The sequence below is a fragment of the Prevotella sp. 10(H) genome (assembly GCF_000711235.1).
GTDB lineage: Bacteria > Bacteroidota > Bacteroidia > Bacteroidales > Dysgonomonadaceae > Dysgonomonas.
Genome location: NZ_JOMI01000007.1, coordinates 76,105 through 89,307, shown reverse-complemented (window position 1 = coordinate 89,307; position 13,203 = coordinate 76,105). Strand labels below are relative to the sequence as shown.

General features: G+C 41.2%; 7 protein-coding genes. 6 read left to right on the top strand and 1 reads right to left on the bottom strand.

The annotated features are described in order from the left end of the window. Positions 1-176: 176 nt before the first annotated feature. The 6 genes from K348_RS0111930 to K348_RS0111905 all read left to right on the top strand — a co-directional run bounded on the left by K348_RS0111930 (position 177) and on the right by K348_RS0111905 (position 12,010). On the top strand, positions 177-2,615 hold the full coding sequence (locus K348_RS0111930) for a glycoside hydrolase N-terminal domain-containing protein (RefSeq protein WP_029905176.1): 2,439 nt from the start codon (positions 177-179) through the stop codon (positions 2,613-2,615). 49 nt (positions 2,616-2,664) lie between these two features. Further along, the gene (locus K348_RS0111925) at positions 2,665-3,930 is read left to right on the top strand and encodes a glycoside hydrolase family 71/99-like protein (protein ID WP_231496799.1); all 1,266 of its coding nucleotides are present in this window, start codon (positions 2,665-2,667) and stop codon (positions 3,928-3,930) included. A 12-nt stretch (positions 3,931-3,942) separates the two neighbouring features. After that, complete coding sequence (locus K348_RS0111920) at positions 3,943-5,229, top strand: hypothetical protein (protein ID WP_029905174.1); 1,287 nt, start codon at positions 3,943-3,945, stop codon at positions 5,227-5,229. An 18-nt stretch (positions 5,230-5,247) separates the two neighbouring features. Further along, positions 5,248-8,574 carry a glycoside hydrolase family 2 protein gene (locus K348_RS0111915; protein WP_051697827.1) on the top strand — a complete coding sequence of 1,109 codons (3,327 nt, stop codon included), beginning with the start codon at positions 5,248-5,250 and terminating at the stop codon, positions 8,572-8,574. A 255-nt stretch (positions 8,575-8,829) separates the two neighbouring features. Then, complete coding sequence (locus K348_RS0111910; protein WP_029905172.1) at positions 8,830-9,363, top strand: hypothetical protein; 534 nt, start codon at positions 8,830-8,832, stop codon at positions 9,361-9,363. Positions 9,364-9,460: 97 nt separating this feature from the next. After that, on the top strand, positions 9,461-12,010 hold the full coding sequence (locus K348_RS0111905; RefSeq protein ID WP_029905171.1) for an alpha-L-rhamnosidase N-terminal domain-containing protein: 2,550 nt from the start codon (positions 9,461-9,463) through the stop codon (positions 12,008-12,010). 75 nt (positions 12,011-12,085) lie between these two features. Here K348_RS0111905 and K348_RS18810 read toward each other — a convergent pair whose 3' ends face one another. Further along, positions 12,086-13,192, bottom strand: a complete 1,107-nt coding sequence (locus K348_RS18810; protein WP_051697825.1) for a BACON domain-containing protein — start codon at positions 13,190-13,192, stop codon at positions 12,086-12,088. Between the last annotated feature and the right edge of the window lie 11 nt (positions 13,193-13,203).

The following is a 13,203-nucleotide window of genomic DNA, read 5'->3' as shown; positions in this document are numbered from 1 at the left end:
CTTTTACATTTTAATCCTTTATTAAGGTGTGTATTAATATGAGCATTAATATACATCTCTTTTCTTTGTCATGAATGCAAAGCACTAAAGGTAAGGAGATCTCTTTTTATTTTTCATTTGAAATTTCCTTATGATCATTCTGATATTTAAAACACACTAAATATTCTATTGATATTATGAAAAAGCATCTTTTATCATTTACATTATTTATTCTGGGGACACTCCTTTGCCAGGCTGATGATCTTAAGCTTTGGTATAAACGTCCTGCTAAACAATGGGTGGAAGCATTACCTCTCGGCAATTCCCGTTTGGGAGCTATGGTATTTAGTGATCCGGCACGAGAGCAATTGCAACTGAATGAAGAAACAATGTGGGGTGGCGGGCCGTACCGGAACGACAGTCCCAATATGCTGAATGTATTGTCTCAGGTGCGTACTCTGATTTTTAACGGGCAGGAAAAAGATGCAGAGAATCTCTTGGATAAGAATATGCGTACCCCCCATAATGGTATGCCTTATCAGACAATCGGCAATTTATTTCTCGATTTTCAGGGACACGAAGAATACAGCGGATATTCAAGGCAGCTGGACTTAGGAAAAGCCGTTGTAAGCTCGCAGTATAAAGTAGACGGCATAACATATACCCGTGAGATGTTCACATCCTTTACCGATGATGTCATTATCATACGGTTAACTGCCGATAAAAACAACAGCATTACTTTTGTTGCTGGATACGAATCTGTTATTCCAAACAATACAGTTTCGGCAAAGGGTGATAAACTCGTACTAAAAGGAATGGGTACGGAGCATGAAGGCATAAAAGGAGTTATCCGTTTCGAAAATCAGACTCAGATAAAAACAGAAGGTGGAAAAATAAAAGCCGGGAATAATAAGATATCAGTGACCGGAGCAAATTCAGCAACAATATACATTTCTATTGCTACCAATTATGTAAATTATAAAGACATAAGTGCAAATGAGACAAAGAAAGCAGAGGCTACACTAAAAGCTGCTGTAGCGAAACCATATGACATACTTCTGAAAGATCATATCGATGCTTACCAAAAACAATTTAACAGGGTAAGTCTTGATCTTGGTACATCCGACAGAGCGGATGAAGAAACTGATGTTCGTGTACGTAATTTTAAAGATGGAAAGGACCAGAGCCTTGTCTCTCTTTTATTTCAGTTCGGCCGTTATTTGCTTATCAGTTCTTCACAGCCCGGAGGGCAACCGGCTACATTGCAGGGCATATGGAATGATCAGCTTGTTCCGCCGTGGGATAGTAAATATACTATCAACATTAATACTGAAATGAATTACTGGCCTGCCGAAGTAACCAATCTGAGTGAAACCCATTTCCCATTGTTTGAGATGCTGAAAGACTTATCGCAAACAGGAAGGGAAACAGCGAAAGTAATGTATAATGCAGATGGCTGGGTGACGCATCACAACACCGACATCTGGAGGGCAACCGGTCCGGTGGATGGCCCGTTTTATGGGCAATGGCCGAATGGAGGTGCATGGCTTAGCCAGCATATATGGCAGCATTATCTTTATACGGGGAACAAAGCATTCCTGAAAGAGTATTATCCTGTATTGAAAGGTGCAGCCGATTTCTTTCTCGATTTTCTTACCGAGCATCCTCAGTATAAGTGGATGGTGTCAGCACCTTCTACTTCACCCGAACAAGGACCTCCGGGCAAAGACACAAGTATTACTGCAGGGTCTACAATGGATAATCAAATCGTTTTTGATGTATTGAATAATGCCTTGAATGCACAGAAGGCACTCGGACTAAATGATAATACCTATAGTACAAAACTCGAAAATATGATAGACCGTCTTGCCCCGATGCAGATAGGCAAATACAATCAGTTACAGGAGTGGCTTGGCGATTTCGACGATCCAAAGAATGATCATCGCCATGTATCTCATCTTTACGGACTTTATCCAAGTAACCAGATTTCGCCTTATTCTCATCCTGCTTTATTTCAGGCAGCGAAGAATTCCTTGCTTTACCGTGGTGACATGGCTACAGGCTGGTCGATAGGCTGGAAAATCAATTTCTGGGCACGTTTACTGGACGGTAATCATACATACAAAATAATATCGAATATGCTTTCGCTTGTGGAACCGGGCAATGATGACGGACGAACATATCCTAACCTTTTCGATGCTCACCCGCCTTTTCAGATCGATGGAAACTTCGGCTTTACAGCCGGTATTGCTGAAATGTTGCTACAAAGCCATGACGGAGCTATCCATCTTTTACCGGCGTTACCCGACATTTGGAAAAAAGGAGAAGTGAAAGGCTTGATGGCTCGTGGAGGTTTTGAGGTGGCGATGGACTGGGATGCGGGCGAAATTTCTACGGTATCGGTTGTGTCGAAAATCGGGGGGAATATGCGTCTTCGCTCATATGTTCCATTATCGGGAAACGAATTAAAAGAAGCTCACGGAGTGAATCCGAACCCGTTATACGAGACTGCAAAGATAAAAGAGCCATTGGTGTCGAAAGAGGTTAATCCTCAGTATCCGCTATTGTATAAGGTCTATGAGTATGATCTGATGACTCGGCCGGATCAGGTTTATACTTTCAAAAGAGGAAAATAAGCAAGGAATAATAAATATAATACATACACACATGAAAATGATTTTATGGATGCTGATAACAACAGCTTGCCTGTTTGTCGGTGAAACTTCGGCACAAACGCGCAAGCATGCTACGACCACAGCATATCCAAGTTACAAAGGCATGATCATGGCCGGATATCAGGGTTGGTTTAGAGGACCGGAACGCAATTTCGGGCATTATGGCATAAGTAATAAATTCGATGAAAACCACTGTAAAATTGATGCATGGCCGGATGTGAGCGAATATGAAAAAACGTATGAAACATCATTTGTACATGCTGACGGAACCAAAGCTAGAGTTTTCAGTTCCACTGATAAATCTACTACCGATCTGCATTTCAAATGGATGAAGGAATATGATATTGACGGTGTATTTATGCAAAGGTTTTTCGGTTCTACCAAAAACAGACGTGATGATGCTCCTGAGAATATAGTACTGAAAAATGCCTTTCATGCAGCATCTATTAACAACCGTGCTATAGCTATGATGTACGACCTTTCGGGTCTACGTGGTTCAGGAGAGGACTGTTCATCTGTTATCGAAGACTGGAAATATATGGTAGATCAGTTGAAAGTAACCGATCAGGCGGGAAGTAAAACTTATCTTCATCACAATGGTAAACCTGTTGTTGCCATTTGGGGAATAGGCTTTCCCGATAGGCCTTATAATATCCGTAATATAGGTCTCGAACGTTTATTCGACTTCCTCAAAAACGATCCGGAATACGGTGGTTGTGCTATTATGGTAGGTGTTCCTACTTTTTGGCGCGATCTTAACTCCGATTGTATAAACGATCCTTATCTGCATACGCTCATAAAGCAGGCCGATATTGTGTTGCCTTGGACTGTGCAGCGTTTCACACCGCTTTTGCATAACGATATGGACAGGTACCGCGATCTTATAATCGGTGATATAGCATGGTGCAGGCAGAATAATGTGGATTATGTTCCGTCTGTCACGCCGGGTTTTAGCTGGCACAACCTTAGTAAAGGAGAGTTTCCGGATGATATAAAACCGGTAGGCTCTATCCCTCGTCAGGGAGGGCGTTTCTTGTGGCAACAGTTCTCTACGGCAATGATCGCCGGAGCCGAAATGATCTATGTGGCAATGTTCGATGAGGTAGATGAAGGAACCGCTATCTTCAAATGTAGCGATAATCCGCCTGTTAGCAATGTTGCAAAGTTTATTGATATGGACGGGATGCCTTCCGACCATTATTTGTGGCTTACAGGCGAGGCAACCAAGATGATGCGCAAGCAAAAACCGCTTAGCCTGAAAATGCCAAAACGTTAATATTCGTATATTATGAAGCAATACATCTGGTTAATTATATTACTGAAAATATTTGTCCTGTCCGGTAGTCTTATGGCTGCCGAAGGGCAACTGATAGCCGGAACAGCCAAAATAAATATTACTCCTCGTAATATACTACCTCTTCACGACTCGGTATATGCCCGTAGTTTGGTGCTCGAAGCAGACGGAATACGTATTGCACAGGTCGCTGTCGATCTGGTAGGTTTTGAGAGTGATCGTGTGGCGAAGGTCTGTAAAGAAAAATATGGAATTTCTCATGTATTAATCAGTGCTTCCCATTCTCATTCCTGCCCTATCGCACTGGCCTTATTTGACAGGTCGAAAACTTATCCGTCATATACAACTTTTTTTGAAGACCGGATTATTGAGGTTATAGGAATGGCTCTGAAAAATACCTTTCCGGCGCGTGTATCGGCTGGCCACCGTACTTTTCCCCAACTCGGATTTAACAGGTTGATAATACGCGAGGATGGGCGTGCCCGCGAATCATGGTTTGCAGATGATCACTATAATACGGAGAACCCCGAACGGATACCATTCGGCCCGGTCGATCCGGAAGTGGGGGTTGTCAAGATAGAAGATATGAGCGGGAATCCGAAAGTTATCTTAATGAACTATGCCTGTCATTCCGATATCGTTTGCTTCAATTATGAAATATCGGCCGATTATCCCGGATTTGCAGCCAGAAAGGTGGAAGAAGCATTCGATAACAAAGTAAATTGCTTATTTGTACAAGGGGCAGCGGGAAATGTGGAATCATTGCAGATCAGCCGTCGGCGTTCCGGCCCGGAAGATCCTGTAAAATCGGATTATACACCGATGGTACGTACAGGTGAATTGCTTGCTTATGAAGCTATCAGGCTGGCTAAACAGCTACGCGCCGATAATGATCAGACCACTATCAACATACGAAAAGATTCGCTTCATTTTACAGGACGTTATAATAAGGAGCTATCTTTTAATGTACATCTGACTACTATTCTGATCAATAACAATATTCTGATAGCAGCATGTCCCGGAGAGTTATTTGTCCAGCTTCAACTGGAATGGAAAAACAAAGTACGATTAGCAAATGCCGTTCCGTTTGTATTCGGCTATACATGGACAGGAGGTAAATCGCCCGGATATATACCTGATATAAGATCAGCCGCATTAGGCGGATTCGGTGCCGACCAAAGTTCGCATATGATGGAGGTAGGATCGGGAGAAGTTATTATGAATAAACAACTTGAAAATTTTTATAAACTCAACGGGCTGATGCGCCAAACTCCTCAATAAATCAACTATAAAATAAACATGAAAAAGTATTTTTATATAATTACTCTGGCAATTTTATCTTTTCTCACTACCCACGCTTCGGATAGGATAAAATATCCCTATCCGTTCAATCCCGTGAAAGGATTAGTAAACGATGTGGAGAAACCTTACAGACAAGAACTTTGCCTAAATGGCAAATGGGATTTTATGCCCGTATACGACGCCAACGCTTCCGATTTTAAAGTACCTGCAGTATTTAAGAAAGAGAATGTTGCCATAAAGATACCTTCCCCGTGGAATGTAAATAATTTTACAGATGGAGAAGGGGGCGACTTTATTACGTATCCCAGTTATCCTAAAGAGTGGGAAAAAGCTCAGATAGGATGGATGCGGAAAAATGTGTCTGTACCTTCCGATTGGAATGGAAAGCAGATCATTCTTCACTTCGAAGGAGTAATGGGAAAGACCGAAGTCTATGTAAACGGACAGAAAGCTGCCGAAAACTTCGAATTGTTCCTTCCTTTCGAAGCCGATATTACCCAATTCATAAAAGCAGGACAAGAAAATGAGATTTTGGTAGGGGTGGCTAAAGGGAGCTTGTTCGATGATCATGGAAAATATGGTCGTCGCACCTATGTCGGTGGCTCTATGTGGGGTATAGAAATGGCTGGTATCTGGCAAGATGTATATATGTTTGCTTACAATCCCGTTTATGTGGAAGATATGTTTATTCAGCCGGATGTGCAGAATAAAAAGCTGAAAATAGAGATAGATATACACAATACATCCTCGCAGAAAAAGACGATCAGTCTTGATGCCGAAGTGAGAAAGTGGTATAATCTGGCGGGACGCACTATCAATGAAAGTCCGGAAGAGAAGAGTGAGTTGGCAAAGCTGGCAGCATTGGTATTTCCCGGAGAGAGGAAAGTCATACTTCCTGCAAATACAATAACCAAGATTACGATTGAACAAGCTGTGACAAACGAACTGGAATATTGGACACCCGACACACCTAATCTCTATGGGCTGGTTGTAAACCTGAAAGAGAATAAGAAAGTAGTAGACAAAAAATACGACCGCTTCGGATGGCGCCAGTTTACAATCGACGGCAATAGGTTATTACTGAATGGTGAGCAAATTTCTCTGAGAGGAGATTCATGGCACTTTATGGGAGTTCCACAGATGACACGCCGTTACCCATGGGCGTGGTTTAGTATGCTCAAAGATGCAAATGCAAATGCAGTTCGTTTTCATGCGCAGCCTTTTCCACGTTTTTATCTGGATGTAGCTGACGAAATGGGGATTTGTGTGCTCGATGAAACCGGTATCTGGTCGAGTGACGGAGGGCCGAAGATAGATAGTGACGATTATTGGGAAAGCTGTGCCGAGCATATTCGCCGTCTGATAAAAAGAGATAAAAACCATGCTTCGGTATTCGGATGGAGTGTATGTAACGAAACTGTTCCTGTAGCGGTGCATGTATTTAAAGCTCCCGAAGAACTTGTACAGAAGCAATTGGATGAGATAAACCGCTGGGTAAAGATAACTGCCGATATGGACCCGACACGTCCATGGATATCGGGAGACGGTGAAACGGATCGTCCTACCGATCTGCCGACAGTTATCGGTCATTATGGTGGTATGGATGGAATGAAAAAGTGGTCTTCGGCAGGTAAACCTTGGGGAATAGGTGAACAGAGTATGGCTTATTATGGCACGCCTAAACAGGCTTCTGAATATAACGGGAACAGGGCATATGAGAGTATGCTTGGCCGTATGGAGGGGGTCGCTATAGAAAGTTACGACCTGATAAAGACTCAACGCGAATTAAATGCATCTTATAGCTGTATTTTTAATCTGGCATGGTATGCCTTGCAGCCGCTGAATCTGGGTATGAAAGATACTTCCCGTCCGCCCGTTGCTGATGACGGTATTTTCTTCGGCTTTGAGGAAGGTGGCTATGGCATGCAGCCTGAGCGCTTGGGACCATATACTACAACGCTCAATCCGGGCTATGATGCATCATTACCACTTTATAGGACATGGCCTTTGTTTGAAGCTGTGCGTAACGCAAATGCAACGCCCATACTGCCTTACAGTGGAAAGATAGCCGATCAGACAGAAACAGAAGCTGCTGTAACGCCGGTTAATGCAATTTTATTATATGCATCGCAGGAATCATTGCTGAAAGAAAGTCTGGAAAATCTGGGGCTGAAAATACTTTCCGACAGTAAACCGACCGATAAAACCTTGATTATAATAGACGGTGCCAATCCTCCCGCAAATACAAAAGAGCAGCAATTGAAACTACAAAAAGCTATCGATGCGGGAGCAAGTATATTTGTAATGGGAATGAGTCCTCAGTCGAAAGACTTTATAAATACTATTTTACCTTTTACCGTGTCATTGAACGAAAGGGTTGCTACCTCTTTCCTTAAAGAAGGTACACCTACCTTGCTACAAGGATTGAATCATGCAGATTTTTATTTCTCGGAGTTAATCCCTCGCGGCAAAACAGCTTTGCATCATGGAATGGCGGGTGATTTTGCAATGAAGTCTACTGTGCTACTTAGAGCCTGCAATACGGATTGGCAACGATGGAATTACCGTGCGGAAACGTCCAAAACAGGGAATGTATTCCGTAGCGAACAAGAGGCCAAAGGCTCTGATATAGTAATTGCATCACTGAAAGCAGGTAAATCAGAAATTATATTATCCACACTCGATTTAAGTGAGATTGCGCTGGAAACCCAATCGTTGATGGCGAAGATACTTGCAAATATGGGAGCTACAGTTTCGAATGACAATATCAAGAATATGCAAGCCTTGGATAGCGATGCCCGTTTACATAAAGCATTGATTTTAGGTTCGCTGAGTAAGAATACCCAAACTACAGATAAGCTTTTGTCTACCGATTTTATAAATGGAGAAGCCAATATTAAGCCTGAGTTGAACACTGTTTCAGATAATATGGAATGGAAAGTAGCTACCAGTGACGATAAGGGTATTTTCTCATTATCAAAACCGGAAAGAGACAGGGTTCCCGTAGCCTATATGAGTTTCTGGATATATAGTCCGCGCTCGTTAAGCAATCTGCTGGCTGAGCCTGATATGCCAAGTATGGATATGTATGTGGCCACAATTGGAGGCTATAGTGTTTACCTGAATGGCAATAAGATAACATCAAATGCAGTAGCCGGAAATATAGAAACAAAGGTGTCTAATATTATGCTCGATAAGGGCTGGAACCATATGATTATAAAGCTAGCCTGTCCTGATAAGGAAGTACAGATAAAGACTTCTATACGTTTCGAGTCAGCAGACAAGAATTTTATGAAGCAGATATTGTCTTCGGTGGTAAGATAGTATACCGACTTTTCCACCAAATCTAATTTTCGTAGTTTTTTCTATAAATAAAAATCCCAACTGGTTCTAAATGAATCCGCTGGGATTTTTTATTTGTAACCTGGATTAACTCAATATAATAATTTTTCTATTCTCCAAATAACAGTTTTGACATTTATCTGTAGCTGTATATTAATATTTACAGTAAATTTATGCTTATAGTTATAAATATTATATATGATAAATTTGTTGTATCAGTGAGTTAAAACCATTAAAATGAACCTCCAAGATAAACTCTCCCGACGAATCGGAATTGAAGATATAAAACACATACTTTATCTGACCCACGCTAATGATAGCTTAAAGCTAGAACTTTTCGATTTAGTTATTGGCGATGATGAAACTATCGGATATCAGGCAGCATGGATTTTCACTCACTTTTCTTCACAGGATAATAAATGGCTACACAATAAGCAAAACGAATTGATAGATGAATTATTGGTCTGCAATCATGGAGGAAAGCGTAGGTTAATCCTCAATTTGTTATATAAACAACCATTTGCAACTCCTCCGAGAATTGATTTTCTGGATTTCTGTTTAGAACGGATGTTGTCTGTTAACGAATTGCCCGGCGTGCAATCTCTCTGCATGAAAATAGCTTATGAACTTTGCAGGCCTATTCCGGAGTTGAAGCAAGAATTAAAAACAACATTAGAGATAATGGAAGGAGAATTATGTCCTGCTATACGGTCTGTTCGCCAAAATATTTTTAGAGCTTTGGAAAAAGGGAAAAGCTTGCAAAAGCTATAATCTTTTCGGAAGTTTTAATATTATAATAGCGAATATAAAATCTATCTTTTAGCCAACACGTTGATTTTCTTCTTATTTTTGAGAAAAGTCTACCACTATGAAAAACATTTTACTTTTAATTCTCACACTTTTCCAAATAATAAGTGTGTATGGAGAAAATAATAGAAATACGCCTCTCGATCTTTCCCCTGCACGATGGATATGGTATCCTTCGGGAAGAACATTACAGAATACTTTCGTTCTTTTCCGTAAAGAAATCAATCTGGATAAAGATATCTTAAGTGCGAAAGGATGGATACTGGCCGACAGCCGGTATCAACTATTTGTAAATGGCAAAAGAGTACAATGGGGTCCTGCTCCGTCTGATCCGAGATGGCAGGAAGCCGACCCGATTGACCTGTCATCTTATCTTCAACACGGAAAAAACGTTATTGCCTGTCAGGTCTGCTTTTTCGGCACCGGAGATGGTACACATCCTATGGGGAAACCCGGATTTATTTTCAATCTGAATATAGATGGTGAAGAAATTATAAGTGATGATTCATGGATGTGTCACTTACCTAAAAGCTGGCAGCCCGGTAAATATAAAAGATGGTTTCTCCGGGCACTGCAAGAAGAATTTGACGCGCGAAGATTTCCTTACGGATGGGATGACTCATCATTCGTTATGAATGAAGAATGGATACCCGCAAAAATGGTAAGTAAAGACGGAGCCGACCCGTCAGTATGCACGTCATCGTCAGAATATGTATGGGAAATATTCGGAAACCGTAATATCTCTGAGATACGGCGACGAAGTATACCTAAGATGAAAGAGTATGATTATCCTGTATGGAAGCTAACCGAATCGATGTGGATAAATTGGAAACGGCCTGCCGAAGATTATTTCGATATGATAATTCCGAATTCTTTTGAGGTGGAAAAAGATTCAATCCTTGAAAGCAATTCTGAAAACAGATATATTATTCAGCCAAATTTCAGCAATGCCGCAGCATTAACCTTTGAGTTTAAAGAGCAAGGTGTGGGCTGGCCGTATTTCACTATAGACGCACCGGAAGGAACAATTGTAGAACTATTGGTGCATGAAGCGCATAAACCGGGCGGCCCCGCTATAATCAATTCGCATTTCAATTCGTGGACAAGATTCATCTGTAAAGAAGGGATCAACCGTTTTGAAACATTCGATTTCGAAAGTTTCCGCTGGCTTCAATTACATATCCGTAATTTTGATCGCCCGGTCGAGATTTCATCTATTGGTATGCGGCGACGGGTGTATCCATGGAAGAACAAACCCGAAATCGTTTTATCAGACGATACTTTACAGCAACTGATGTATGCAACAGTGAATACATTAAACAACTGTGCACAAGAAACTCTGGTAGACGGGATGGCTCGCGAGCGACAGCAATATAGCGGTGACGGGAGTCATCAGATGCATTCTGTGTTCCAGACCTTCGGTGAAAAGGAGTTGCCCTATCGTTTTATTAATACATTCAGTCAGGGATCATCTATCGACGGTTATTTTATGGACAGCTGGCCGGCTTGGGACAGGCTTGCAAGGACTGTAGAACGGCAAATGCAACTGACAAACTGGGGACCTATTATCGATCATAGCATCGGCTTTTGCTTCGATAGTTATCATTACTATATGTACACGGGAGATAAAGAAGGCCTTAAGGAAGTCTATCCCCGATTAATTAAATTCTTTAATTATATAGCAAGCCTAACAGACGATAGCGAGCTTCTGATTCCTGCCGAAAATCTAGGCATGTGCTCGGTATATATAGATCACGAAGCCTATAAGAAAACACGTCATAAACAATTAGCCCTTAATCTCTATCTTGCTGCTATGTGCCAACATGCGTTATCCCCTCTGTGCAGTGTTTTTGATGATGAGGAAAATGCTTCGATAATAGAAGAATATGGAAAGAAGATAGAGAAAGCTTGTGTAAAGAAGTTTTGGGACAAAGACAAAAGTGTTTTTATCAATAATCTTCCATGGATAGAAGAGGAACAGGAAATCCGCTACTGCGACCGCTCATTAGCCACAGCAATTCTTTACAACCAATGTCCTGATAACAAAAAAGAGGAATCTTTAAGGATTTTACTTGCTTGCCCGGTTGAGATGGGCTTCTCCTACCCTTGCAATGCTGTATGGCGTTTATGGGCGCTTAGTAAAGAAGGACATATCGATGCAGTTTTGCATGATTTACGTACCCGATGGGCGAGTATGACATCTGTATGGGAAAACAATGTCTTACAAGAGTTTTGGGTTGCCCGGCACGATGAAGGTTCACAATGGAGCCATTGCGCCGTTGGGCCTCTAGTTATGCTTCATCAGGGAATAGCGGGAGTAATGCCATTATCACCCGGCTCAAAAAAATGCAGGATTTATCCTCAGCCCGGCAATTTATCACATGCAAAGTTCGATATACACACAAATCAAGGACCTATAGGTTTTGAATCGAAAGGCTTACCGGGGAAACGGGAAATTATTCTCAATCTTCCCGCCGGTACTGAATTCGAATTATGGCTGAATAAACGGGAAAAAGTAAATTATCCATTAGCCGGAGAAGAGGAAAACGGATTGAAAAAATATAAAATAGCAGGAGGACAAACAATTAAACTAAAATTGAAATACACATAATCTTCTTAAGGGAAAAAAAATTCGGGATAAGATATCTGATCTTATCCCGAATCCAATTACTGACGTTAGTTGATGTTAATGGTTTGCATAACGTCCAAAGAGTGATATTTCCGCAAGTACTGCCTGGTTTTTTACCCCTTTCATCGTTTCATCTACATAGTATTTAATATATCGGGCTTTAGGTCTATTAGCCAAATCTGTATTTTGAGGAGTCAGTATACTTTGACTAAAATCATGTACTCCCTGATCTTCCCATTCCCAAGTTGTAGGGTCTTCCTTATTGACAGCTTTAGCATCGGTACATGTAAGTATCTGGAATTTAATTTGAGAATTAGCATCGTCCTGCCTCCTCACACTCTCGATCCGATACAACAAATATTCTTCACCTAAATCTATAATAAACCACTGCGGTAACGTAGCTGCAGGAGAACTCCATTTTGTATGCCAAAATGAGTTAATATTGCCGTCGAATACTGCAATTACACGCCCATTCGGTGAGCTTCCTTGGTTCAGAGCCTGAGAGCTATATCCGATAGTTGGAGCATCACTTGTATCCACATAACCGGGAACCGACCAATTAGTTTTAGGAATTTCCATTTCCACTTTCTGCTTAATAGTATATTCAGCCTTTAACGGGCCGGAAGATATTTTAAGCGTAGCCGTCCTTTCCGTAACTGATGAATTAGGATCGACAGAGATAGTAAATTCTCCTAACTCATCGACTGTAAAGTGCACCCAATCGGGAGCCTCGATCGTGAATTGCCGGTTGATACGAGACTCTCCCGAAACGGAACTACCATTATATGGAAACTCAATTGTATTATTGGTTATATTGGTTCCATATAACCATAAAATCACTCCCTGTTGAGATACTTCTGCATACACAACTTCATTTCCGGACTTGATAGTTATACGAGCATTGCGTGACTCCAGAATATCAACAGGTGTCACTGTTACAGAAATTGTTTTATCTGAGACAATTACTGTACACCAGTCCTGATCGGATGTAGCAGAAACAGCCTGAGTAGCTTCGACAACAATCTTTCCGGTACCTCCATCAGCCGGGAATTCGATACTTTTTTCTATGATTCTCAGTACACTCTCTTCTTTATCGTCATCACTACATCCTACTATAAAAATGCAAAAGAGAGATAACAATAATATATTGAATAAATTTTTCATAGTTCACATAC

Bases quoted from the DNA above. Each gene is read 5' to 3' on its own strand.
- K348_RS0111905 (WP_029905171.1), top strand. From the start codon at position 9,461: ATGAAAAACATTTTACTTTTAATTCTCACACTTTTCCAAATAATAAGT.
- K348_RS0111920 (WP_029905174.1), top strand. From the start codon at position 3,943: ATGAAGCAATACATCTGGTTAATTATATTACTGAAAATATTTGTCCTG.
- K348_RS0111930 (WP_029905176.1), top strand. From the start codon at position 177: ATGAAAAAGCATCTTTTATCATTTACATTATTTATTCTGGGGACACTC.
- K348_RS0111925 (WP_231496799.1), top strand. From the start codon at position 2,665: ATGCTGATAACAACAGCTTGCCTGTTTGTCGGTGAAACTTCGGCACAA.
- K348_RS0111910 (WP_029905172.1), top strand. From the start codon at position 8,830: ATGAACCTCCAAGATAAACTCTCCCGACGAATCGGAATTGAAGATATA.
- K348_RS0111915 (WP_051697827.1), top strand. From the start codon at position 5,248: ATGAAAAAGTATTTTTATATAATTACTCTGGCAATTTTATCTTTTCTC.
- K348_RS18810 (WP_051697825.1), bottom strand. From the start codon at position 13,192: ATGAAAAATTTATTCAATATATTATTGTTATCTCTCTTTTGCATTTTT.